Annotated in this window: 20 protein-coding genes; 12 read left to right on the top strand and 8 right to left on the bottom strand. The window is 63.3% G+C overall.

Going from position 1 to position 23,083, the window contains the following annotated elements:
* Positions 1-53: 53 nt before the first annotated feature.
* Positions 54-647, bottom strand: coding sequence for a GNAT family N-acetyltransferase (locus AC1RWL_RS23930; protein ID WP_256118630.1), 594 nt, complete (start codon positions 645-647; stop codon positions 54-56).
* A gap of 219 nt (positions 648-866) precedes the next feature.
* Here AC1RWL_RS23930 and AC1RWL_RS23925 point away from each other — a divergent pair, with 219 nt between their 5' ends.
* The 3 genes from AC1RWL_RS23925 to AC1RWL_RS23915 all read left to right on the top strand — a co-directional run bounded on the left by AC1RWL_RS23925 (position 867) and on the right by AC1RWL_RS23915 (position 3,315).
* Positions 867-1,814, top strand: a complete 948-nt coding sequence (locus tag AC1RWL_RS23925) for an NUDIX domain-containing protein (RefSeq protein WP_493158499.1) — start codon at positions 867-869, stop codon at positions 1,812-1,814.
* Positions 1,815-1,954: 140 nt separating this feature from the next.
* Entirely contained in the window at positions 1,955-2,773 is an 819-nt protein-coding gene (locus AC1RWL_RS23920) for a hypothetical protein (protein WP_493095696.1), read from the top strand.
* Between the two features lie 29 nt (positions 2,774-2,802).
* Positions 2,803-3,315: a ribonuclease E inhibitor RraB gene (locus tag AC1RWL_RS23915; RefSeq protein ID WP_493095695.1), complete on the top strand. Its 513-nt coding sequence runs from the start codon at positions 2,803-2,805 to the stop codon at positions 3,313-3,315.
* Positions 3,316-3,404: 89 nt separating this feature from the next.
* Here the strand turns inward: AC1RWL_RS23915 and AC1RWL_RS23910 are convergent, their stop codons facing one another.
* Together AC1RWL_RS23910 and thrC are read right to left on the bottom strand one after the other, a co-directional pair.
* Positions 3,405-4,703 carry a M16 family metallopeptidase gene (locus AC1RWL_RS23910; RefSeq protein ID WP_493095694.1) on the bottom strand — a complete coding sequence of 433 codons (1,299 nt, stop codon included), beginning with the start codon at positions 4,701-4,703 and terminating at the stop codon, positions 3,405-3,407.
* 17 nt (positions 4,704-4,720) lie between these two features.
* Positions 4,721-6,118 carry a threonine synthase gene (gene thrC, locus AC1RWL_RS23905; protein ID WP_439626661.1) on the bottom strand — a complete coding sequence of 466 codons (1,398 nt, stop codon included), beginning with the start codon at positions 6,116-6,118 and terminating at the stop codon, positions 4,721-4,723.
* Between the two features lie 321 nt (positions 6,119-6,439).
* Between thrC and AC1RWL_RS23900 the strand changes: the two genes are divergently transcribed.
* The gene (locus AC1RWL_RS23900) at positions 6,440-6,997 is read left to right on the top strand and encodes a hypothetical protein (protein WP_439655510.1); all 558 of its coding nucleotides are present in this window, start codon (positions 6,440-6,442) and stop codon (positions 6,995-6,997) included.
* A 78-nt stretch (positions 6,998-7,075) separates the two neighbouring features.
* Here AC1RWL_RS23900 and AC1RWL_RS23895 read toward each other — a convergent pair whose 3' ends face one another.
* Together AC1RWL_RS23895 and AC1RWL_RS23890 are read right to left on the bottom strand one after the other, a co-directional pair.
* Entirely contained in the window at positions 7,076-7,765 is a 690-nt protein-coding gene (locus tag AC1RWL_RS23895; protein WP_256118636.1) for an HAD family hydrolase, read from the bottom strand.
* Positions 7,766-7,892: 127 nt separating this feature from the next.
* Positions 7,893-8,570: an ArsR/SmtB family transcription factor gene (locus AC1RWL_RS23890; RefSeq protein ID WP_493095693.1), complete on the bottom strand. Its 678-nt coding sequence runs from the start codon at positions 8,568-8,570 to the stop codon at positions 7,893-7,895.
* Between the two features lie 130 nt (positions 8,571-8,700).
* Here AC1RWL_RS23890 and AC1RWL_RS23885 point away from each other — a divergent pair, with 130 nt between their 5' ends.
* A complete protein-coding gene (locus AC1RWL_RS23885) occupies positions 8,701-9,030 on the top strand; it encodes an NIPSNAP family protein (RefSeq protein WP_493095692.1) in 330 nt (109 codons plus the stop codon).
* Complete coding sequence (locus AC1RWL_RS23880; protein ID WP_493095691.1) at positions 9,027-9,374, top strand: antibiotic biosynthesis monooxygenase family protein; 348 nt, start codon at positions 9,027-9,029, stop codon at positions 9,372-9,374. The genes AC1RWL_RS23885 and AC1RWL_RS23880 overlap by 4 nt, the downstream gene beginning before the upstream one ends.
* Before the next feature lie 122 nt (positions 9,375-9,496).
* Here the strand turns inward: AC1RWL_RS23880 and AC1RWL_RS23875 are convergent, their stop codons facing one another.
* Positions 9,497-11,173: a vWA domain-containing protein gene (locus tag AC1RWL_RS23875; RefSeq protein WP_493095690.1), complete on the bottom strand. Its 1,677-nt coding sequence runs from the start codon at positions 11,171-11,173 to the stop codon at positions 9,497-9,499.
* 234 nt (positions 11,174-11,407) lie between these two features.
* On the opposite strand from AC1RWL_RS23875, the gene AC1RWL_RS23870 reads away from it, so the two are divergent.
* The gene (locus AC1RWL_RS23870; protein WP_256118643.1) at positions 11,408-12,538 is read left to right on the top strand and encodes a site-specific DNA-methyltransferase; all 1,131 of its coding nucleotides are present in this window, start codon (positions 11,408-11,410) and stop codon (positions 12,536-12,538) included.
* Between the two features lie 332 nt (positions 12,539-12,870).
* On the opposite strand, the gene AC1RWL_RS23865 is transcribed toward AC1RWL_RS23870, so the two are convergent.
* Positions 12,871-13,488, bottom strand: a complete 618-nt coding sequence (locus tag AC1RWL_RS23865; protein WP_493095689.1) for an HAD family hydrolase — start codon at positions 13,486-13,488, stop codon at positions 12,871-12,873.
* A 79-nt stretch (positions 13,489-13,567) separates the two neighbouring features.
* Complete coding sequence (gene mutY / locus AC1RWL_RS23860) at positions 13,568-14,665, bottom strand: A/G-specific adenine glycosylase (protein ID WP_493095688.1); 1,098 nt, start codon at positions 14,663-14,665, stop codon at positions 13,568-13,570.
* 107 nt (positions 14,666-14,772) lie between these two features.
* Between mutY and AC1RWL_RS23855 the strand changes: the two genes are divergently transcribed.
* From AC1RWL_RS23855 to ppdK, 5 genes are all read left to right on the top strand, one after another.
* The gene (locus AC1RWL_RS23855; protein WP_493095687.1) at positions 14,773-15,327 is read left to right on the top strand and encodes a DUF721 domain-containing protein; all 555 of its coding nucleotides are present in this window, start codon (positions 14,773-14,775) and stop codon (positions 15,325-15,327) included.
* A 271-nt stretch (positions 15,328-15,598) separates the two neighbouring features.
* Positions 15,599-16,459, top strand: a complete 861-nt coding sequence (locus AC1RWL_RS23850) for a DsbA family protein (RefSeq protein ID WP_492649170.1) — start codon at positions 15,599-15,601, stop codon at positions 16,457-16,459.
* Between the two features lie 75 nt (positions 16,460-16,534).
* Positions 16,535-19,999: a chromosome segregation protein SMC gene (gene smc / locus AC1RWL_RS23845; protein ID WP_493095686.1), complete on the top strand. Its 3,465-nt coding sequence runs from the start codon at positions 16,535-16,537 to the stop codon at positions 19,997-19,999.
* Between the two features lie 84 nt (positions 20,000-20,083).
* Positions 20,084-20,230 carry a hypothetical protein gene (locus AC1RWL_RS23840; RefSeq protein ID WP_256118651.1) on the top strand — a complete coding sequence of 49 codons (147 nt, stop codon included), beginning with the start codon at positions 20,084-20,086 and terminating at the stop codon, positions 20,228-20,230.
* Positions 20,231-20,411: 181 nt separating this feature from the next.
* A complete protein-coding gene (gene ppdK / locus AC1RWL_RS23835; RefSeq protein WP_493095685.1) occupies positions 20,412-23,081 on the top strand; it encodes a pyruvate, phosphate dikinase in 2,670 nt (889 codons plus the stop codon).
* The last annotated feature ends 2 nt before the right edge of the window (positions 23,082-23,083 follow it).

The following is a 23,083-nucleotide window of genomic DNA, read 5'->3' as shown; positions in this document are numbered from 1 at the left end:
TGAAACTGCATTGTCCTTAGGTACGGCCCAGTCCTGTCGCGCCCGGGTGCCGCTCAAGACCGCCTGTCGGCCGCCAGAAGCGAGTACATCACATGGTCGCGCCACTCCCCGTTTATCTTCAGATACTCCCGAAGGTAGCCTTCCTGTTGAAAGCCGGCCTTTTCAAGGAGACGGATGCTTCTTGTATTGTCTGGAATACAGGCTGCCTCGATACGGTGCAACTGAAGGCTCGAAAAGATATAGGGTATGGCCAGTTTCAGGGCACCGAACATGTGGCCGTGGCCGGCATGGCGCTCGCCCATCCAGTAGCCGATCATGCAGCATTGCGCCGCCCCACGCCTGATATAGCCAATGGTCAGCCCGCCCAGCAGCACCTTTTCCTCCCGCTCGAACATCAAAAGCGGCACGGCCTGGCCCGATGAAAATTCCTGTTCATTTCTAATGACGCGCGCCCGAAACGAACTCTCCGTCAGCTCGTCCCCCCGCCAGGTCGGCTCCCACGGTTCGAGAAAGCGCCGGCTCTCGGAGCGCAGCTGATACCATTGCCGGTAATCCTGGAAACGGGGCAGGCGAAGCAGGTGGCGATCGCTGGCAAGCTCGAGGGTCTCGGACTGCCGGGACAGAAACCGAAATACCGACCTTGTCATTCAAACCTCCGCGCACGCCAGCCCTGAGGCACGCCATCGGGTGAGAGTATGACAGCGGGCGGGACGGCGTCAAATGGTGTTGGTGGGAAGGGGGTGGGTGGGTGGCTTGCGCCAGAAGCGGTCATTTTGAGATGCCCACTTCAGGTAGCGCAGCGAATGCAATACAGTGCGTAGTCTCATCAATGCTCGGGTAATTCTATGTCAAAACAAATAAATTACGTGTTCTTCGCTGACATCAAAGGTTATTCGCATCTTACCGATAAGCAGATTATTCGCCTAAACAACGAAGTTTTGCCAATTGCGAGCCGCAGAATCGAGCATAACGAGACTTCTTACAAGAATACGTGGGGAGATGGCATCGTTATTGCGTCAAATTCATTAAGGTCCATTTGCAATATAGCTCTTGAGTTGCGTGATTTCTTTATTAATAACGACTGGATGGATGCCGAGCTACCGCACCTGCAGATTCGTTCTTCCATACATCAGGGTGAAAACTCAGCATTGAAAGACCCATTCACGGGCAGAGATACTGTTATCGGCCCGAATGTCATCCGCGCGGCCCGGCTCGAACCAATTACAAAGCCAAATCAGGTTTGGGTTACTAAAGCGGTTGCGATACAAATTCAGGCTTATGAGTCAACTATTTATGCTTGTGATCCTTTGGGTTCGGTGGCGCTGGCGAAGAGTTATGGCCCGGAAGACGTGTTTGCACTCCGGAGGAAGAACGAACGCGAAATCCTGCCGATCCCGCAGTCTGAGACTTCGAAGTACCGAGTCGGAGTTGGTATAGTTGTAGATAAAAAAACACGTAGTGTGCTTTTGGTTAAGAGAGCACCGGGAGAAAATCTGAGCTGGATGTTCCCTTCTGCCAAGATATTTCCTTATGAAGACGACCGATATGCGATATTTTCTGAAGTAGCGACAGAGACTGGAGTACCCGTAGTCGTTCATCAACCGATAGGGTCGCGCATTCATCCTGTCACTGGCAAAGACTGCCATTACTATTTTTGCACAGCTGTTGAAGTCGCTTCGGTGCCCGCGAACTTAGATGAGCAAGAAAACGTCGACGTCGCTTGGGTTCCAATACAAGTCGCACTCGATCTGATCGGTGGCGATGTCTATGAAGGAGTTCGAGCGGCTCTTAATAACATAATATCGTTAGATTGAGGGAAGGCCCAAGCAGCGCTTAGTCCGCTTTGGGCCGAATACCGCCTTGGCAGGGGCGCACCAATAGCCGTCGTTGCATCGGCAACCAGGTGAGGTATCTTTCGACATCCTGCAAAAATTGAAATCGATATTTAGATCAGATGCTTTTATTACGTCGTTCTTGCCAGTTTCTCATCTTCGTCGCGCTGACAATCCTCACGCAGCTCGGTTGCGTCGCCTATCTTCTGGCTTTGCTCGCAACCCATGTTCTGGGCAAGCGGCATCTCGCGGCAACGTTCGGGCTGTTCATCCTTTTCTACGCCGCCATGGCCGTTACAGCGAATTTTGTTGCGCCGATATTCGGGCGGGTTCCTCTATCCTGCATTCCGGGTGAGAGGGGGAGTGTCTTCGTCAAGTCGCCGATCTATTGCCTGCTGAACCGCAACTACGTGACGCCGCCGATGCGTGATCTCGTGACGGCGCTTGCGGAAGATATGGACCGCGAATTCCCCGGCACTGCCACGGTCGCACTGGATGGCAACTTTCCCTTTTGGGATGGTTTCCCGCTGCTGCCGCATCTTTCTCATGCCGATGGCAAGAAGCTCGATCTCGCGTTCTATTACAGGGCTGCGGACGGCGACTTCCTCAATGGCACAACGCGGTCCCCGATCGGCTATTTTGCCTTCGAGGAACCGGCAGCGGGTGACGAACAACCTTGCAAAGGAAGGAACGACGTGATCACCACGCGGTGGAATTTCGCGTGGTTGCAGCCGTTCTTTCCTGCCTACGGAATCGAAGAGCGGCGCACTGCCTTCGCCCTTCGTTGGCTTTCCACGGAAGGTGTCCAAAGGTTCGGCCTGGATAAAATCTTCCTGGAGCCGCATATCAAGAGTGCGCTTGGCCTAAGCCACGACACGATCCGCTTTCAGGGATGCCGCGCCGCCCGCCACGACGACCATATTCACATCCAGATCAGGTAAAGCCAACATCGTCACACCATGACGCGGACTTGGTCTGCTTCGGCCTGAACACCCGCCTTGGCAGGACCGCGCCAATTGCGCAGTCCCTTGTTCTTTGGCAGCTTGTTCCTGTCGTTGCCGTTACAAAAGAGGATCGGATGCTTCGAAAAGGAATTTCATTTGGGCGAGCGCTCTGTGTGCTTTCAGCAATATTTGCGACTGGAGCAGTGGCTTTGGCCAGCGATTTCGCAAAAAATGAACAAGCGCGTCAGGCATTGCGCGAGGAAGGCGATGATTGCCTGACAGCAAGACCGATTCGTCATTTCGCATATTTCGGGACACCCGTAGCACGACAGCAGTATCGCGAATTTCTGTTGGCGCGCGGGTATGAAATTAATCGCGAAGGCAATGAAGATTATCAGCCAAAGCTTTGGAGCGTCGTGTTTTCCAAGGTGCAAGTTCCGATTGATATCGACAACGAGACGGAGGTTCTTGACGCCAAGGCCGTCATCTTCGGGGGCGAGTACGACGGTTGGGAAACCGAAGTCCGCCGCGGCTTGTGACTGTTCAGGGCGCAAGAAAAAACTCTGCCGCGTTGAATCGGCAGCCATTTGAGCGCGAATGTTACCGGAAGGCGGAGGAGCAGTACCCCTCAGCTCGCCGCGCGCTCCGGCACCGTTCCACGCGCCAGCGAGCGCGAGATATCTCCGGCCGAGACGAGGTGCTCCAGCGGGCCGATCGCCGAGATTGTCGGGACGGTGTCGAAGAACAGGCGGCCGGCGAGGTCGGTGAGGCGTTCGATGGTGATGCCTTGCAGGCGTTCCATCAGTTCCTCGTTGGGGATCGGACGGCCGTAGAGCATCATCTGGCGGGCGATCTGGCCGGCGCGGGCGGCGGGGCTTTCCTGGCCCATCAGGAGCTGAGCGCGGATCTGGGCGCGGGCGCGCTCGATTTCCTGCTGCTCGATGTTTTCAGACGACTTGCGCAGTTCGTCGAAGATGACGGGCATCAGCTCGGGCAGGTTCTCGCCGCCGGTCGCGGCATGGATGCCGAAGATGCCGGTATCGGAAAAGCCCCAGTGGAAGGCGTAGATCGAATAACACAGGCCGCGATGCTCGCGCACTTCCTGGAAAAGGCGCGAGGACATGCCGCCGCCGAGGATGTTGGCGAGGATCTGCGAACAGTAGAAGTCGCGCGCGTGATAGGCCTTGCCCTCGAAGCCGAGCAGCACCTGCGCATCCATCAGGTCGCGCGTCTCGCGAATATCGCCGCCGGTGTAGCGGGCCGGCTCGAAGACCGGCGAGATTTTCGGGGCGGTCGGAAGCGTCGAGAAACGATCCTCGACCTGGCGCACGAATTCCTCGTGGTTGACCGCACCGGCCGCGACGACGAACATGCGGTCCGTCGTGTAGTTGCGGTCTAGATAGTGGCGGATCTCGCCGGGCGAGAAGGAGAGCACCGAGTCCGGCGTGCCGAGAATGGCGCGGCCGATGATCTGGTCGCGATAGGCGACCTCGGAGAACTTGTCGAAGACCACGTCGTCGGGCGTGTCGTTGGCCGCGCCGATTTCCTGCAGGATGACGTGTTTTTCGCGGCGCAGCTCTTCCTCGTCGAAGATGGATTCCGTCAGGATGTCGGCGAGGATGTCGACCGCGAGCGGGACATGGTCCTTCAGCACACGGGCGTAGTAGGAGGTGGTTTCCGTCGATGTCGCGGCGTTGACCTCGCCGCCGACATTTTCGATTTCCTCGGCGATCTGGCGGGCGGAGCGGCGCTCCGTGCCCTTGAAGGCCATGTGTTCGAGGAGATGGGCGATGCCGTGCTCGTCCGTGGTTTCGTTGCGCGACCCCGACTTGATCCACACGCCGAGAGCGACGCTCTCGAGATGCGGCATGTTTTCGGTCACCACGGTCAACCCGGACGGAAGCCGGGTGCACTCAACTTTCATCATGCGCACTTTCTGCGTTTCTAGCCTCGAACCCGCGTCTGTTTCCCGATGAAGTCTTCCAACCCATCGAGCTCCGCATCGAGGACGTCGAACCGCTCCTCCCTTTGCATGAGGTCAGCAAGCCACGACGGAAGCGCCGGGTCAATACCGCATGCCGATTTTACTGCGGCGGGGAATTTGGCCGGGTGGGCGGTGGCAAGCGTAACCATCGGCGCACCGGGCTTCTCGTGCTTGGCGGCGACGAAGACGCCGATCGCCGAATGCGGATCGAGCAGGTAGCCGGTCTTCTTCAGCGTATCCTTGATCGTCTGGGCCACCTGCTTTTCCGTCGCGCGGCCGGCGCGGAACTTCTTGCGGATCGTCTTCAGCGCGCCCTCTTCGATCTCGAAGGCATTGGATTGCTTGAGGCTTTCCATCGCGCGGCGCACGGCGCCGGCATCGCGGTCGTTGGCCTCGAACAGCAGGCGTTCGAAGTTGGAGGAGATCTGGATGTCCATGGACGGCGAGGTGGTGGCCTTGACGCCCTTCATCTCGTAGCGGCCGGTCTTCAGCGTGCGGGCGAGGATGTCGTTCTCGTTGGTGGCGATCACCAGCTTGTCGATCGGCAGGCCCATGCGCTTGGCGGCATAGCCGGCGAAGATGTCGCCGAAATTGCCGGTCGGCACGGTGAAGGAGATCTTCCGGTCCGGCCCGCCGAGCGCCACGGCGCTGGTGAAATAATAGACGATCTGGGCCATGATGCGCGCCCAGTTGATCGAGTTGACGCCGGAGAGCTTGACCCGGTCGCGGAATTTCACGTCGTTGAACATCGCCTTCACGAGGTTCTGGCAATCGTCGAAATTGCCCTTGATGGCGAGCGCGTGCACGTTCTTTTCCTTCGACGTGGTCATCTGGCGCTGCTGCACCGGCGAGACCTTGCCTTCCGGGAAGAGGATGAAGATGTCGGTGCGCTCGCGGCCGGCAAAGGCGTCGATCGCCGCGCCCCCGGTATCGCCCGAGGTGGCGCCGACGATGGTGGCGCGTTCACCGCGCACGGCCAGCGCATGGTCCATCAGGCGGGCGAGAAGCTGCATCGCCACGTCCTTGAAGGCGAGCGTCGTGCCGTGGAAAAGCTCCAGCACGAAGGCATTCGGGCCGGTCTGGACCAGCGGCGCAATCGCCGGATGGCGGAAGGTCGCGTAGGCCTCGTCGATCATCGCGCGGAATTTATCGGCCGGAATGTCACCCTCGACGAAGGGGGAGAGCACGGTGAAGGCGATCTCCTCATAGGATTTTCCGCGCAGCGCCCGGATTTGCTTCTTGGAGAAGGTCGGCCATTCGCGCGGCACATAGAGGCCGCCATCGCGGGCAAGGCCCGCCAGAAGCGCATCGGAGAAACCGAGGGAAGGGGCCTCGCCCCGCGTCGAAACATAATCCACGTCATACGTCCTTGGAATTGTTGGTTATGTCGAGCGATGTCGATCGCAAAAACCTACACTCGCTCCACACCAGCGCTTTTTTGACCCTAACGAAAGGCCACGAATACCGCAGGTCTCTTTGCGGCAGATCGTGGCAATGCCGTTGTTTCCTGCCCGCGGGCGCGAGCTTTTCGAAATTCTGCGGGCGGATTCATTCGACAATCGATTTTTCGCCACGCCGCTGCTATAGACCATCGCCTAGGGCCGTGAAAAGGCCCGCCAGAAGAGTTCCGAAAGGCTTGGACGCCGGGGGCGGGGCCTGATTGCAGGGGTTACAGTAACGTGTTTGGAATGACCATTCGCCGCTTTCTCGGCATCTCCCTTCTCGCCGTCGTTGCCGGTTGCAACCAGACCGACAAGCCCGCCGACATGGGCGTCAACAGCGACCCGTCCGGCGCGCAGACCGCCGCCCAGCAGCAGACGCAGACCGCCATCGTGCAGGGCTCTTGCCCGCAGGTCTACCTGCGTGACGGCACCGCGGTGCTGCGCCGCTACGCCAAGGGCGCCAAGGACGATCCGCAGAACCTGCTCTACCAGGTGACGCTGGCCGACACGACGCGCCGCTGCGTGCTGAACGAAAGCCAGCTCGTGATGACCGTGATGGTGCAGGGCCGCGTGGTCACCGGTCCGGCAAGCTCCGGCGGAACCGTCAACGTGCCGATCCGCGTCGCCGCAAGCGACGGCAGCACGACGCTCTATTCCGAACTCATCCAGTATCCGGTGAACACGGACGCCGGCCAGTTCATCTTCACCAAGGGCGAAGTCGCGATTCCCGGCGGTTCGGGCGGCTTCACGAAGGTCTATGTCGGCTTCGACGAAGGCCCGTACAACACGAAATAATGGGTTCGGCAGACCCGACGAAAAAGGCCGCGGAAGATTGCTGCCGCGGCCTTTTTCGTTTTCAGAAAGTCGAACCGCTTAAATAGCTTCCTGCCACTCGGCAAGCGCGGCAATCACGCCCGGCAGTTCGCTCATGCGCGAGATCACGGTCTCGGCGCCGGCTTCCGTCAGGCGGTCGGCATGGGAGGGGTAGGTGTGCGAGGCGCCGGTGAAGCCGACGACGCGCATGCCGGCGGCGCGCGCACCGGCAATGCCGTGCACGGAGTCTTCGATCACCAGCGTGTTGGCCGGATCGGCGTCGAACTGCTTTGCGCCGTGCAGGAAGATGTCCGGCTTCGGCTTGACGCGATCGGGACCGAGATCCTTGGCCGAGTAGATATGCGGCGCAAAGACCTCCTTGAGGCCGACCTTCGAGAGCATCATGTCGAGGCGGTGCAGGGACGAATTCGAGCAGATGCAATAGGGTTTGCGGATGCGCGACAGCATCAGCTTGACGCCGTCGATGACCTGCACCTCCGCGGCAAGCCGTTCATCGAGCAGCTTTTCCGACTTGTCGAGCAGCGAGGCGGAGAGCGGGATGGATGCCTCGCGCTCGATGGTGAGCAGGATGTTGTGCCAGGTCATGCCGGCAAAACGCTCGCCCATTTCCTCGACGCCGATCGGGTAGCCCGCCTCGGTGAGGAGTCGCGATTCCACTTCCGCCGCGATGATTTCCGAATCGACCAGAACGCCGTCGCAGTCGAAGATGATGAGGTCGAAACCGTCCATGACATGCCGTCTTTCAAGTGGGGGTCAGGAGGGGCGCGCAAGCGCCCATGAAGTCGCGGCTTCCCTACACGAAAGGGGCCTCTCGGACAATTGCCGATTAAGCGCACGAGCTATGCGCGCGCCGTCCTCACGGAAACAGCGCCATGAACCGCCGCTCGCCCTCGGCGGTGAAGCGGATGGCGCGGCTGTCCTTCTCGCGCTTCGCCCAGCCATCGGCGATGAAGCGGGCGAGCAGCGCCTCGCCGAGCGAGCCCGCCAGATGCGAGCGCCGCTCGCTCCAGTCGAGACAGGTGCGGCAGACCGGGCGGCGCTGGGCCTTCAGCGCGGCAAGGTCGATGCCGATGGCGGCGATGCGGGTCTCGCCCGATGGCGTCAGCGCGGCGTCGTCGCCATCGAGCGTCACATCGCCGTCGCCCACCAGCCGGTCGAGCATGCGCACGCCAAAATCGCCGGCGAGATGGTTGTAGCAGACGCGCGCCTTGCGCAGCGCCGGGTCCTTCGGGCCGGGCCGGGTGCGCATGTGGCCGCGGTTTGCGGCAAAACCCATGATGTTTTCGAGCAGCAGGCCCACCGCATCGTCGGCAAGCGCGAAATAGCGGTGCCGGCCCTGCTTGCGCTGCGCGATCAGCCCGCCGGTCTCCAGCTTGGAAAGGTGTGAGCTGGCGGTCTGCAGGGTGATGCCGGCGACGCCCGCAAGCTCGGTCGCCGTCAGCGCCTGCCCGCCCATCAGCGCGGTCAGCATGTTGGCGCGGGCGGGGTCGCCGATCAGCGCGCCGATCTGGGAAATGTCCGGTCCTTCTTTCATACTTCGATGATAGCCGAAGCATTCGCGTCCGGCAATGTGGGAAAAGGGGTCATCGCAAACAGAAGCAATACCGGCAAACGTGCGTAAGCGGTTTTGCGTCCGGGATTGCGTCAAACAAGGAGAAATCACGATGATCACCTGTTTCATTCGCTACGAGATCGACCCTTTCAAGAAGGACGCCTTCGCCACCTATGCCCGCAACTGGGGCCAGGCGATCCCGCGCTGCGGCGCAGACCTGATCGGCTATTTCGGCCCGCACGAAGGCTCCGCCACCACCGCCTACGGCGTCTACAACATCGAAAACCTCGCTGCCTACGAGGCCTATCGCGCAAGGCTTGCCGCCGATCCGCTCGGCCGGGAAAATTACGACTTCTCCCGCAGCGAGCGTTTCATTCTGAAGGAGGACCGCATCTTCCTGAAAAACGTCTCGCTGCCGCACGCGCCCAGGGTGACGCCATGATCGCCGTCATCTTCGAGGTCGTGCCCGCACCCGGCCGCATCGACCTCTACCTCGATACCGCACGGGACCTGCGCCCGCTGCTCGACAACATCGACGGCTTCCTCTCCATCGAACGCTTCCGCAGCCTCACCGACCCGACGCGGTTGCTCTCGCTCTCTTTCTGGCGCGACGAGGCGGCGGTTAAAGCCTGGCGCAACACCGAGGAACACCGCGCCGCCCAGGCCATGGGCCGCGACGGCGTGCTCGACGCCTACCGGCTGCGCATTGCGAGTGTGGTGCGGGATTATGGCCTGAACGACCGGGACGAGGCGCCGGAGGACAGCCGGGCGTTTCATGCGGCGTGACGTGAGGGCGGCCCACTCATGGTAGGCCATTCCAGTTCGTTTATGGAACTCTCAACCTTTTCTTCCGTCATCCTCGGGTCAAGCCCGAGGATGACGGAAGAGAGTGGGGCGTCTGTTTTAGCCTACTCCACCGTCACTTCCGAACGCTCGCCCGCCTTGATCGTCGTCTTGGCCTCCTTCGGCGCCACATCGCCCTCGTATTTCACCCGCACGACGTAATCGCCAGGCGGCAGCGTGTCCTGCACCTCAGCGCCGTAATTGGTCGAGATGGACTTCTGGTTGCCCTGGATGTCCTTCTTGGCGCTGACGATTTCGATGCTGTAGGCACCGGGGGCGGTGACGGCCAATACGCCGGCATTGATGTTGACGGTGACCTCGGTCATTTCGCCCGCCTTCAGGGTGAAGGGGATTTCGCCCGTTGCCGAGCCGAGTTTTGCCGTCAGCACATGGTCTCCAGGGGGAACGTCGATCTTGGTGCCTGTGCCGTAGCTGTTGGCGATGGCCTTGCGCGTACCGTCGATGGCTTTCTTCGCCTCGACCACTTCGAAGAATATGTTGCCCGAATCCACCTCCGGCCCGCCCTCGGCGTAGATGGCCTTGTTGAGCACGATGCCCGAGCCGATGACGAGGTCGCGCTCGACCGTCTCGCCGGCCTTCACCGTGAAGGTCTCCGACACCTTGGCGGGGCCGATGGCGCCATTGAGCGTCACCTCGCCGGCGGAAGCATAGAATTTTGCGGTACCATAGTAGGTCGTCGAATAGTCGCCGAAGGCGATCTCGACGGCCGCATTCGAATCGGCCTCCGCATCCTGCGGCGTCCGCTTCGGCTTGACCGTCACATAGGCGGCATCGAAATTGACGAAGGGTTTCGCGACCTCGCCGTCCTTCACCTCGAAGGGCACCTGCCGCTTGATCGAGCTTTGCAGCGTCGCGACCGCCACATATTTGCCCGGCGGGTAGTTGGCGGAATATTTGCCCTTGTACTGGCTTTCGATGTAGTCGCCTTCCGGCGCGCCATTCGCATCCGCCTTGTAGATCGTCCAGAACACGTCGTTGTTGTCGCCGAGCGACGGCCCGCCCTCCGAAAGCACGCTGTCGAGCTCGGTGTTGAACTCGATCGCCGGCACCGGTTCGGGTTCCGGCTCGGCGACCGCCACCTCCTGCGTCGGCTTCGACATCGGCGCATCCGCCACCGTCTCCGTCAGCGCCGCCACGAGCTGGGTGGCATCGGAAGCCTGGAAATATTTGCCGCCGGTGTTTTCAGCGAGGCATGCGACCTGCTTGCCTTCCTCCTCCGTCAGGCCGAAGCCGACGACATGGGTGGTGAAGTCGACGCCCTTGCTTTCGAGCGCCGAGGCGAGCGCGCAGGGATCCGCCTCGCAGGTCTCCAGCCCGTCCGTCACCAGCACGACCGTCGCCTTGTCCTCGGTATATTTGAGGATGTCGGCCGCTTGCTCGACGGAATGCGAAATCGGCGTCTTGCCCTTGGGATTGAGGCCGGCAACGAAGGCATTGATCGCGTCCTCGGTGCCTGCGCCCGGCGGCACGGCGAGTTCGATATCGCTGCACGAGCCCTTCTCGCGGTGGCCATAGACCATCAGACCGAGCTCGGTGCCGACAGGAACGGATTTCAACACGGTGCCGAGCGTCTCCCGGGCGATATCGATCTTGGCGCGCCCGCCGATCTGCCCCCACATCGAGCCGGAGGCATCGAGCACGATCATCGTCTTGTCGGCGGCAATCGTCTCGGTGGCGGCAAGAAGCCCCGCCAGAAGCATGAAGACGGCTCTCAATCGCACGTTTGTCCTCCTCGACCCTTAAGTAAAACCTGCCCGCCCACGCCGGCAGAGCTCGGCGATGTTGCGTTAGTGACGTGCGGGAAGGGAGGTCTATTCGGTGCCGCTTGAATTGCGCCGACAATCCCGCCGCGAAACGAGCTTCGCTTTTTCTTCAATCCTTTCAGCCTTTGGTAACCATCTTCGGTAACCATAAGGGACAGTTCAGTTCCGAGTAAGCGTATCAGCGAGTATCAAATGCCATCTGTTCTTTCGCTTGCAGACGTCTCCCGTTCGCCCCGCCGGAGTGCGTGGCTCGACACGATCATCAAGGGGGACTGCGTCGCAGCGCTTGAGGCGCTTCCGGACCAGTCGGTCGACGTCATCTTCGCCGATCCGCCGTATAACCTCCAGCTCGGCGGCACGCTGCATCGGCCGGACCAGTCGCTGGTCGATGCAGTCGATGACGAGTGGGACCAGTTCGCCTCCTTCGAAGCCTATGATGCCTTCACCCGCGCCTGGCTGCTTGCCTGCCGCCGCGTGCTGAAGCCCGCCGGCACGATCTGGGTCATCGGCTCCTACCACAACATCTTTCGCGTCGGCGCGACCCTGCAGGATCTCAATTTCTGGATCCTCAACGATATCGTCTGGCGCAAGACCAACCCGATGCCGAACTTCAAGGGTCGCCGCTTCCAGAATGCGCATGAGACGATGATCTGGGCGACGCGCGATGCCAAGGCCAAGGGCTATACCTTCAACTACGACGCCATGAAGGCCGCCAATGACGACGTGCAGATGCGCTCCGACTGGCTGTTCCCGATCTGCAACGGCGGTGAACGGCTGAAGGATGCCGACGGTAAGAAGGTGCACCCGACCCAGAAGCCGGAAGCGCTGCTCGCCCGCATCCTGATGGCCTCCTCCAAGCCGGGCGACGTGATCCTCGATCCGTTCTTCGGCTCCGGCACGACGGGTGCGGTGGCAAAGCGCCTCGGCCGCCACTTCGTCGGCATCGAGCGCGAACAGGCCTATATCGACGCCGCCCGCGAACGCATCGACGCGGTCGAACCGCTCGGTTCCGGCACGCTTTCCGTCATGAGCGGCAAGAAGGCCGAGCCGCGCGTCGCCTTCAACACGCTGATCGAAAGCGGCCTGATCGCGCCCGGCACGGTGCTGACGGATGCCCGCCGCCGCCACAGCGCCATCGTACGCGCCGACGGCACGCTCGCCTCGGGCAGCGATGCCGGCTCCATCCACCGGGTCGGTGCCAAGGTGCAGGGGCTCGACGCCTGCAACGGCTGGACCTTCTGGCACTATGCCGACGGTGCCGAACTGAAGCCGATCGATGCGCTACGCGCCGTGGTGCGCAGCGGCATGGCCGGCCTCGAATAGACTATACCCGAACCTAAAAAAGTGGTTCTCCAGCTGCGGCCTCCGGTGTTCCCTGCACCGGGGGCTGTGGCTTTTGAAGGCGCCGCGCGCCGCAAAAACCCAAACTTTCCACTTCGAGCATTCAGTTGATCTTAACCATCAGGCGCTTAGGGTAGTTTGGCAAATACATCAGGCCAAGCAACGGAAATCGTTGTGGAAAGCTGAGACCGATCAACCGGTCAGGCAGGCAGGATATCGCTTTTCCGGTTTTAGTACCTTCAGTCCCGGAAATGCGAAAACGCCCGGAGCCGCAAGGCTCCGGGCGTTTCGGTTTTCGAGGGCTCCAGCACCGTTCAGAGCAGGATGCCGTGCGCGGCAAGGTCGCTCTTCAGCTTTTCCGGATCGGTAAACTGCACGGCGTGCCAGCCGGCGGCGCGGGCACCCACCACGTTCGGCCCGCTGTCGTCGATGAACAGCGTGTGGGCGGGCGACAGGTCGAAATCCTTCGTGTGCTTCTCGTAGATGGCGAGGTCCGGCTTGATGAGGCCGATCTCGCCGGACACGGTCACGCCGCGCGGCATGTCGAGGAAAGGGAAGAGCTTGCGCGCTTCCTTGAAGGTATCGGGAGCGAAATTGGTGAGCATGGTGACGTCGCGGTCTTCCGCGATGAGGGCCTCCATGATCGCGACACTCTCCACATAGGCGTGCGAGACCATCTCGTGCCAATATTTGCGGAAGGCGCGGATCTCGTCGATGCGCTCGGGATGTTCGGCGATCAGCAGGGCTTCCGCCTCCGCCCAGTCGCGCCCGCGGTCCTGCTCCAGGTTCCAGTCATGCGTGCAGACATTGGCGAAGAACCAGTTGCGTTCGGCATCGTCTGGAATGAGGCGGGTGAAGGGAATATGGGGATCGTAATGGATCAGCACCCGGCCGATGTCGAAGACGATGTGTCGGATTTCGATGCTGCTCATGTTTTCCTCGTGTGTATAGGCGAGTAGCGAATAGGGAGTAGTTGCCAGAAGGACGTTCGCGAGCACTTGTTCCTCTTCACTACTCCCTATTCGCTACTCGCCCGAAAGCGTCCGGTATCGCTTGTTTTATTGCCTTCTTCATGACGGTCGGCAGCGCCTCGCCGTCAAGCGTCTCCTTCGGCTGCCACCATCCTTCGCCGGTCCGCACCTCGCCGGATACCATGGAACGGTAGATGGAGAGGCGCAACTCGAAATGCGTGAAGACATGGGTGACGGTGCCGCAGGCCTGCCAGTCGGCCGGGAAGGGGGCGGCGGCAGGGCCGGTCTCGCCGTCGATGCGGGCGGTCCAGGCGCTGCCCGGCACCTCCGTCATGCCGCCGAGCAGGCCGCTGTCGATGCGCTTGCGCAGGAAAACCGCGCCCGTCTGGTCCTCGGCGATGAAAGCCGCGCCAACGCGCACCGGCTTCTCCTTCTTGGCGGCCTTGCGCGGAAAAAGCTCCGGGTCCTCGCGGCCGAGCACGCGACAATGCGCGTTGACGGGACAGAGCGCGCAGGCCGGCCGGCGCGGCGTGCAGATCGTGGCGCCGAGGTCCATCATCGCCTGGGCGAAGTCGCCCGGCCGATGCTCAGGCGTCATCGTCGCGACCAGCGCCCGCATCTCGGGTTTTGCCGCGGGAAGCGGCGTCTCGATGGCATGCAGGCGCGAGATGACGCGTTCGACATTGCCGTCGAGTACGGCGCTTTGCCGGTTGAAGGCGATGGCGGCGATGGCGGCGGCGGTATAATCGCCGATGCCGGGCAGCGCCTTCAACCCGTCCTCGCTATCGGGAAACACGCCGCCATGCTGGAAGGCGACGGCCTCGGCGCATTTCTTCAGATTGCGGGCGCGGGCGTAATAACCGAGCCCCGCCCAGGACTTCATGACGTCCTCGTTGTCGGCCTCGGCGAGATCGGTGACCGTCGGCCAGCGGGTGGTGAAGAGCGCGAAATAGGATTTGACCGCCTGCACCGTCGTCTGCTGCAGCATGACCTCGGAAAGCCAGATCCTGTACGGGTCCGGCGTCACGCCGCGCGCGGCCATCGGCGGGCTCACGCGCCAGGGCAGGTCGCGGTGGTGCCGGTCGTACCAGTCGAGAATGAGGTCGGCGGGCGCCGCGGTCCGGTGGGCCTGGGTCATGATTTGCCTGAACGGGGTCGGAGCGCCTATAACTGGCGGAGCGGTCGGCGATCTTCAAGGTGCTTCGCCGGCGAGACAGGAATATTTTCCCGATCGGGGTAGGCAACGTGAACACCAGCAAGGCGCCCTGGCGCAGCCCGCAGAGCGGCTACAAGAGCGGCCAGCGGCGCGGCATCGTCCAGATCAGCGAAGTGGCGAATGCGCTTATCGATCCCGTGCTCGCCAAGCGCGCCGGCCTCAACACCATGCTGCTCGGCTCCTGGGACGAGATCGCCGGCGCGCAATTTGCCGATTGCACGCGGCCCGAGCGTATCACCTGGCCGCGCCGCGCCTCCGAGATGACGGGCGAGGGTGGTGGCCACCAGCCGGGCGTGCTGACGATTGCCTGCGAAGGCGCGCGCGCGCTCTTCCTCAGCCACCAGCAGGGCGAGATCATCCAGCGCATCAACGGCTTCTTCGGCTTTCCGGCGATCAGCCAGGTGCGCATCGTGCAGAAACCGGTGACCCCGCTGTCGCGCGGCCGCCCGAAGCCGCGCCCCTTGACGGGGGAGGCGGCCCGCCATCTCGACGACCTCGTCGACGGCATCGAGGGCGACGCGCTGAAGGCGGCGCTGAAGCGGCTCGGCACGGCGGTGCTCGGCGGCCGCGCGAAGACGCGCTAAAGCGCAATCCGACCGGAGTGAAACGAGGATCGATAAGATTGCGCTTCAAAAAAAGGATAGAGCGCCGATCTGATCCAGTCAGATCGAACTGCGCGCTAAAGCGTCGCGTTAGACCATCGAACGGTCACAATTCTTTGAAGTTACTTGCCTTAACTCCGCTTGTTCCCGCCCCAAAGCAGGTATAACGGGAGTGCCGAGAGCAATTCCGGTTTCCGACCGCCATTGCGTCGATGGACCAAAGAATTCCATATCCCTTCCGACAGGAGAGACCATGTCCCTTTCCGAAATGAGCCTGATGAAGCGCCTCTTCTCCGGCGTCGCCGTTGCCGCGCTCGCCGTGACGCTCGTCGCATGCAGCGACGAGAAGAAGGAGACCGCAAAGGCTCCCGAAACCAGCCAGACGACGACCGAGGAGAGCGCAAGCTCGACACCGGCAACGTCCACCGGCACGACGACGGAAACCGCGACGACCCCGACCACCACGACGACGACCACCACCACCGAGACTGCGCAGACCCCTGCCACCGAGACCAAGACGGCGGAAGTTCCCTCCGCCGAAGGCGACGTGGACATGGCGGAAGTGCTGAAGGCCGGCGCGCTGCCGGAAATGGCGCTCGGCGAGGCGAATGCCCCCGTCACCATCGTCGAATACATGTCGACGACCTGCCCGCACTGCGCGGCCTTCCACAACAACACCTTCGACGCGATCAAGGCGAAGTATGTCGATAGCGGCAAGGTTCGTTTCATCGTGCGCGAATTCCCGTTCGATCCGCGCGCTGCCGCAGCCTTCATGCTGGCGCGCTGCAAGCCGGCGACGCCCGCCGAACTGACGGATGCCTCGCAGTATTTCCCGATGATCTCCATGCTGATGAAACAGCAGGAAACCTGGGCTGCGGCGCAGGATGGCCGCGAAGCGCTGCTCCAGATGTCGAAACTCGCCGGTTTTACACAGGAGAGCTTCCAGGCCTGCTTGACGAACCAGAAGCTTCTGGATGATGTGAACTCGGTACGTGAGCGCGGTGCCAAGGAATTCGGCGTCGCGGCGACACCGACCTTCCTCATCAATGGCAAGCGTTATTCCGGAGACATGTCGGTTGACTCCATGTCGGCCCTCATCGACAGCATGCTCTGATCCTTCGGCCGGATTTCAAGCGGGCGACGGCGGAAGCCGCTCGCCCGCTTTTTACGTTATGGGCTGGGTGAGCGCATGAGGTTCACCAAACTCCGCCTGCTCGGCTTCAAGTCCTTCGTCGAACCCACCGAATTCATCATCGAACGCGGCCTTACCGGCGTCGTCGGGCCGAATGGTTGCGGCAAGTCGAACCTTGTCGAGGCGCTGCGATGGGTGATGGGGGAGAATTCCTACAAGAACATGCGCGCGTCCGGCATGGACGACGTCATCTTCTCCGGCTCCGGACACCGCCCCGCGCGCAACACCGCCGAAGTCGGCCTCTATCTCGACAATGCCGACCGCACCGCGCCCGCCGCCTTCAACGACCAGGACGAGATCCAGGTCACCCGCCGCATCGAGCGCGAAAACGGTTCGATCTACCGCATCAACGGCAAGGAAGCGCGCGCCAAGGATGTGCAGCTGCTCTTCGCCGACGCCTCCACCGGCGCCCGCTCGCCCTCGATGGTCGGCCAGGGCCGCATCGGCGAGCTGATCCAGGCCAAACCGCAGGCGCGCCGCCAGCTTCTCGAAGAGGCTGCCGGCATTTCCGGCCTGCATTCGCGCCGCCACGAGGCGGAACTGCGCCTGCGCGCCGCCGAGACCAATCTCGAGCGGCTCGATGACGTGACGTCGCAGCTCGAAAGCCAGATCGAGAGCCTGAAGCGCCAGTCGCGCCAGGCGAACCGTTTCAAGGCGCTCTCCGCCGATATCCGCCGCCACGAGGCGATGCTGCTGCACATTCGCTGGGTGCAGGCGAAGGAAGCGGAAGGCGAGGCGGAAAGCCAGCTCAACCAGGCGACCTCGCTCGTCGCCGAACGCGCGAATGCGCAGATGCAGGCCGCCAAGGAACAGGCCGTCGCCAGCCTGAAGCTGCCGGAACTGCGCGAGAACGAAGCGAAACTCGCCGCCGTGCTGCAACGCCTGCAGATCGCCCGCGCGCAGCTCGAAGAGGATTCCGCAAGGCTGCTGCGCCGCCGCGACGAACTCACCCGCCGCCTCGCGCAGCTCGCGGAGGATATCGTGCGCGAAGAGCGCATGGTGGCGGACAATGCCGCCGTGCTGGAGCGGCTGGTCGCGGAGGAGGAGGAGATCGGGGAGATCCTCGCCGAGGCGGACGAACGCGCCGAGGCCGCCCGCGAAACCATGGACGAGGCCGCCGCGAAGCTCGCGGAAAGCGAAGCCGGGCTCGCCGCCGTCACGGCGGAGCGCGCGGAAGCGTCCGCTATGCGCAACCAGCTCGAAAAGGCGATCCGCGACCTGTCGGAACGCCACCTAAGGCTCGGCCAGCAGCTCGAAGCGCAGGCCCGCGAGCTTGAGGAGATGGACGCCCGCATTGCGGCCCTTCCCGATCCGGAAGAACGCCGCGCCGATGTCCAGGCCGCCGAGGAGGCGCTGGAAGCGGCTGGCGAGATGCTCGCCGCCGTGGAAGAGGCACTGGAAGAGGCGCGTTTTGCCGAATCTGCGCTGCGCGCCCCGGTCGACACCGCCCGCGCCCGCCTTGCCGGTATCGAGACGGAAGCCCGCACCATCCGCCGCATGCTGGAGGCCGGTGCCGGCGATGGCTCGTTTGCGCCTGTCGTCGAGGATGTGCATGTCGATCGCGGTTACGAGACCGCGCTCGGCGCAGCCCTCGGCGACGATCTCGAATCGCCGACGGACATTTCCGCGCCCGCCCACTGGCGGCTATCGGGCAATACCTCGGACGATCCGCATCTGCCGAGCGGCGTCACCGCGCTGACCGCCCATGTCCGTGCGCCGAAAGTGCTGCACCGGCGGCTTGCCCAGATCGGCGTCGTCGCAAGCGTCGACGAGGCGCTGTCCCTCCTGCCGCACCTGCGCACCGGCCAGCGCCTCGTCACCCGCGAGGGCGCCGTCTTCCGCTGGGACGGCCATGTGACCGGCGCCGATGCGCCAAGTGCTGCCGCCCTGCGCCTGGAACAAAAGAACCGCCTCGCCGAACTCGAAGCCGAACTGGAAGATGCCCGCGCATCCCTTGCCGATGCGCAAGCCGATCTCACCCGCGCCGGCGAAACCATCCGCGCCGAGACGCAGCGCCAGCAGGCGGCGCGCGAGGCGCAGCGCAATGCCGGCCGCATGCTCGCCGAGGCGCGTGACGCGCTGGAGGCCGCCGAGCGCGCCGCCGGCGATCTCATCCGCCGCCGCGCCGTGCTCTCCGAAACGAGGGCGCAGATCGAGGCGCAGGCGGAAGAGGCCGCGGAATTCCTGGAAGACACCCGCGGCGCGCTGGAAGATGCGCCCGACCTCGGCGATCTTGAATTGCGCCTGCGCACCCACACGATGGACGTCGCAACCGACCGCGCCGCCCTCGCCGAAGCCCGCGCAGCCCATGACGGCCTCGCCCGCGAAATGGCTGACCGCCGTCGCCGCCTGATGGCGATCTCCGCCGAGCGCGAGACGTGGAAAAGCCGCGCCGCCAATGCGGAAAACCACATCGCGACGCTGCGCGACCGCGAGGCGGAGGCGCGCGACGAGATGGAGAGCCTCGCCGAGGCGCCGGATGAAATCGAGGAAAAGCGCCGCGAACTCCTGACCGGCCTCACCAATGCCGAAGCCGCCCGCCGCGAGGCCGCCGACGCGCTTCAGGACGCGGAAAACCGTCAGCGCGAGGCCGACCGCGTCGCTGTCACCGCGCTCTCGCAGCTCGCCGAATCGCGCGAAACCCGCGGCCGCGCGGAAGAACGCCTCGTCTCGGCCCGCGAACGCCGCGTCGAGGGCGAGGCGCGCATCCGCGAGGCGCTGTCCTGCGCGCCGCATGAAGCCTTCAAGCTCACCGCCCACCCGCCCGGCTCGCCGCTGCCGGACCCGCGCGAGCGCGAACGGGAGCTCGACCGCCTGCGGATCGAGCGCGAGCGGCTTGGCGCCGTCAACCTGCGCGCCGAGGAAGAGCAGAAGGAACTGACGGACAAGCTCGACGCCCTCGTCGCCGAGCGCGAAGATATCATCGAGGCGATCCGCAAGCTGCGCTCCGCCATCCAGAGCCTCAACCGCGAAGGCCGCGAGCGCCTGCTTGCCGCCTTCGACGTGGTCAACGTGCAGTTCCAGCGCCTCTTCACCCACCTCTTCGGCGGCGGCACGGCGGAGCTGCAACTGATCGAGAGCGACGACCCGCTCGACGCCGGCCTCGAAATCCTCGCCCGCCCGCCCGGCAAGAAGCCGCAGACCATGACGCTGCTCTCCGGCGGCGAGCAGGCGCTGACCGCCATGGCGCTGATCTTCGCCGTCTTCCTCACCAATCCGGCGCCGATCTGCGTGCTGGACGAGGTGGACGCCCCGCTCGACGACCACAATGTGGAACGCTACTGCAACCTGATGGACGAGATGGCGGCTTCCACCGAGACCCGCTTCATCATCATCACCCACAACCCCATCACCATGGCCCGCATGAACCGCCTCTTCGGCGTCACCATGGCCGAACAGGGCGTCTCCCAGCTCGTCTCGGTGGACTTGCAGACGGCCGAGCAGCTTCGCGAGGCTTCCTGATACATTCAGGAACAAACGCTGCCCCCGTGCGTTTATGAGAGCCTGCGAACATTCGTGGGCAATCTGTGAAATCGGGGACCAAACGTGAATAGAAACGCACTTTACATGATCATCGGCGCGCTCATCGTCGTGGTGGCCGGCTTTTCCTACTATGCCTATCAGGAAGAGAAGAAGCCGGACGGCGTGGAGATAAAGCTCGACGACCAGGGGCTTTCCATCGAAGGAAACTGAGCCGTCGGATCGCACCGATCGCAAGCCGTGTTCCCGCCAGGGGCACGGCTTTTATATTTGATCCTTATAATTTTGCATCGCGGTCGCAATTTTGATGCAATGCAGCAAAAAACTCATCACGCCGCGTTTTCAAAGACATGCTGTTCATGTAGATTGTCAAAACGCATTTGGGGAGGCGTCGATGGAGAAGTGGGTCTATACCTTTGGGGGAGGCCGCGCCGAAGGCAGCGCGAGCGATCGCAATCTGCTCGGCGGCAAGGGCGCGAACCTTGCCGAAATGTGCAATCTCGGCCTGCCGGTGCCGCCCGGGCTCACCATCGTCACCTCCGCCTGCAACCATTATTACGATAGCGGCCGCATGCTGCCGCCGGAGCTGAAGGATCAGGTCCGCGCCGGGCTTCGCCAGATGGAGGCGATCACCGGCCGCGCCTTCGGCGATACCGCCAAGCCGCTGCTTCTCTCCGTGCGCTCCGGCGCGCGCGCCTCCATGCCCGGCATGATGGATACGGTGCTCAATCTCGGCCTCAACGACAGCACGGTGCAGGCGCTCGGCCATGATGCCGGCGACGCGCGCTTCGCCTGGGACAGCTACCGCCGCTTCATCCAGATGTATGGCGATGTCGTCATGGGCCTCGACCACGAGGTCTTCGAGGAAATCCTGGAGGACGAGAAGGGCCGCCTCGGCCACGAGCAGGACACCGAGCTGTCCGCGGTGGAATGGCAGCATGTCATCGGCCGCTACAAGGACATCATCCGCGAAGAACTGGGCGAGGAATTTCCGCAGGATCCGGAAGTCCAGCTCTGGGGCGCCATCGGCGCGGTCTTTGCGAGCTGGATGAATGCCCGCGCGGTCACCTACCGCCACCTGCACAACATTCCCGCCATCTGGGGCACCGCCGTCAATGTCCAGGCCATGGTGTTCGGCAATCTCGGCAACTCCTCGGCCACCGGCGTCGCCTTCACGCGCAATCCCTCGACGGGCGAAAACAAGCTCTACGGCGAGTTCCTCGTCAATGCGCAGGGCGAGGATGTCGTCGCCGGCATCCGCACGCCGCAGAACATCACGGAGGAGGCACGCATCGCGTCCGGCTCCGACCGGCCGTCGCTGGAAAAGCTGATGCCGGAGGCCTTTGCCGAGTTCCGCGCCATCTGCGACCGGCTGGAGCGGCACTACCGCGACATGCAGGACCTCGAATTCACCATAGAGCGCGGCACGCTCTGGATGCTCCAGACCCGCTCGGGCAAGCGCACCGCCAAGGCGGCGCTGAAGATCGCCGTCGACATGGCGACGGAAGGGCTGATCAGCGAGGGCGAGGCCGTCGCGCGCATCGATCCCGCCTCGCTCGACCAGCTGCTGCATCCGACGATCGATCCGCGCGCGCGCCGCGACGTCATCGGCTCGGGGCTTCCCGCCTCGCCGGGGGCCGCGACCGGCGCCATCGTCTTCACCTCCGAGGATGCCGTCCAAGCGGAAGAAGAGGGCCGCAAGGTCATCCTCGTGCGCATCGAGACGAGCCCGGAGGACATCCACGGCATGCATGCCGCCGAGGGCATCCTGACGACGCGCGGCGGCATGACGAGCCATGCGGCGGTCGTCGCGCGCGGCATGGGCACGCCCTGCGTCTCCGGCGCGGGCACGCTGCGCGTCGATCTGCGCAACGAACTGCTGATCGCCCAGGGGCTGACGCTCACCAAGGGCGACATCATCACCATCGACGGCTCCTCCGGCCAGGTGCTGAAGGGCGAGATCCCCATGCTCCAGCCGGAACTCTCAGGCGATTTCGGCCAGATCATGGAATGGGCCGACCGCACGCGCCGCATGAAGGTGCGCACCAACGCCGAGACGCCGGCGGATGCCCGCGCCGCGCGCTCCTTCGGTGCCGAGGGCATCGGCCTTTGCCGCACCGAGCACATGTTCTTCGAGGGCAGCCGCATCAATGTGATGCGCGAGATGATCCTCGCTGAGGACGAGGCCGGCCGCCGGGCGTCGCTCGCAAAGCTCCTGCCCATGCAGCGCTCGGACTTCGTGGAACTGTTCGAGATCATGCACGGCCTGCCGGTGACGATCCGCCTGCTCGACCCGCCGCTGCACGAATTCCTGCCGAAGAGCGACGAGGAGATCGCCGAAGTGGCGGCCGCACTCGCCATCGACGAGGCGGTGCTGCGCCGCCGCGTCGATACGCTGCACGAGTTCAACCCGATGCTCGGCCATCGCGGCTGCCGGCTGGCGATTTCCTATCCCGAGATCGCCGAAATGCAGGCCCGCGCCATCTTCGAGGCGGCGGCGGAAGCCGCGCGCACAACGGGGGCCGCCGTCGTGCCGGAAATCATGGTGCCGCTCGTCGGCCTCAAGGCGGAGCTCGATTACGTCAAGGCCCGCATCGAGGAGGTCGCCAAGGCGGTGATCGCCGAGACCGGCGTGACGATCGACTATCTCGTCGGCACGATGATCGAGCTGCCGCGCGCAGCCCTTCGTGCCCATGTCATCGCTGAATCGGCAGAGTTCTTCTCCTTCGGCACCAATGACCTGACGCAGACGACCTTCGGCATCTCGCGCGATGACGCGTCGGCGTTCCTGTCGACCTATATCCAGAAGGGTATCGTCGAGCAGGACCCGTTCGTGCAGCTCGATTTCGATGGCGTGGGGGAGTTGATCCGCATCGCCGCCGAGCGTGGCCGGCGCACCCGCAACGACCTGAAGCTCGGCATCTGCGGCGAACATGGCGGCGATCCGGCCTCGATCCACTTCTGCGAGGAAGCGGGCCTCGACTACGTCTCCTGCTCGCCCTTCCGCGTGCCGATCGCAAGGCTTGCGGCGGCGCAGGCGGCGTTCAACGGCAGCAAGAGCTGAGA

The sequence above is a fragment of the Shinella sp. GW821-FHT10F02 genome (assembly GCF_058809275.1).
This window is presented reverse-complemented; position numbering and strand designations above follow the sequence as displayed.

Coding starts and splice junctions, on each gene's coding strand:
- AC1RWL_RS23930 (WP_256118630.1), bottom strand. CDS start 647: ATGACAAGGTCGGTATTTCGGTTTCTGTCCCGGCAGTCCGAGACCCTC.
- AC1RWL_RS23850 (WP_492649170.1), top strand. CDS start 15,599: ATGTCCCTTTCCGAAATGAGCCTGATGAAGCGCCTCTTCTCCGGCGTC.
- AC1RWL_RS23865 (WP_493095689.1), bottom strand. CDS start 13,488: ATGAGCAGCATCGAAATCCGACACATCGTCTTCGACATCGGCCGGGTG.
- AC1RWL_RS23920 (WP_493095696.1), top strand. CDS start 1,955: ATGCTTTTATTACGTCGTTCTTGCCAGTTTCTCATCTTCGTCGCGCTG.
- ppdK (WP_493095685.1), top strand. CDS start 20,412: ATGGAGAAGTGGGTCTATACCTTTGGGGGAGGCCGCGCCGAAGGCAGC.
- smc (WP_493095686.1), top strand. CDS start 16,535: ATGAGGTTCACCAAACTCCGCCTGCTCGGCTTCAAGTCCTTCGTCGAA.
- AC1RWL_RS23910 (WP_493095694.1), bottom strand. CDS start 4,703: ATGATGAAAGTTGAGTGCACCCGGCTTCCGTCCGGGTTGACCGTGGTG.
- AC1RWL_RS23870 (WP_256118643.1), top strand. CDS start 11,408: ATGCCATCTGTTCTTTCGCTTGCAGACGTCTCCCGTTCGCCCCGCCGG.
- AC1RWL_RS23885 (WP_493095692.1), top strand. CDS start 8,701: ATGATCACCTGTTTCATTCGCTACGAGATCGACCCTTTCAAGAAGGAC.
- AC1RWL_RS23895 (WP_256118636.1), bottom strand. CDS start 7,765: ATGGACGGTTTCGACCTCATCATCTTCGACTGCGACGGCGTTCTGGTC.
- AC1RWL_RS23880 (WP_493095691.1), top strand. CDS start 9,027: ATGATCGCCGTCATCTTCGAGGTCGTGCCCGCACCCGGCCGCATCGAC.
- mutY (WP_493095688.1), bottom strand. CDS start 14,665: ATGACCCAGGCCCACCGGACCGCGGCGCCCGCCGACCTCATTCTCGAC.
- AC1RWL_RS23890 (WP_493095693.1), bottom strand. CDS start 8,570: ATGAAAGAAGGACCGGACATTTCCCAGATCGGCGCGCTGATCGGCGAC.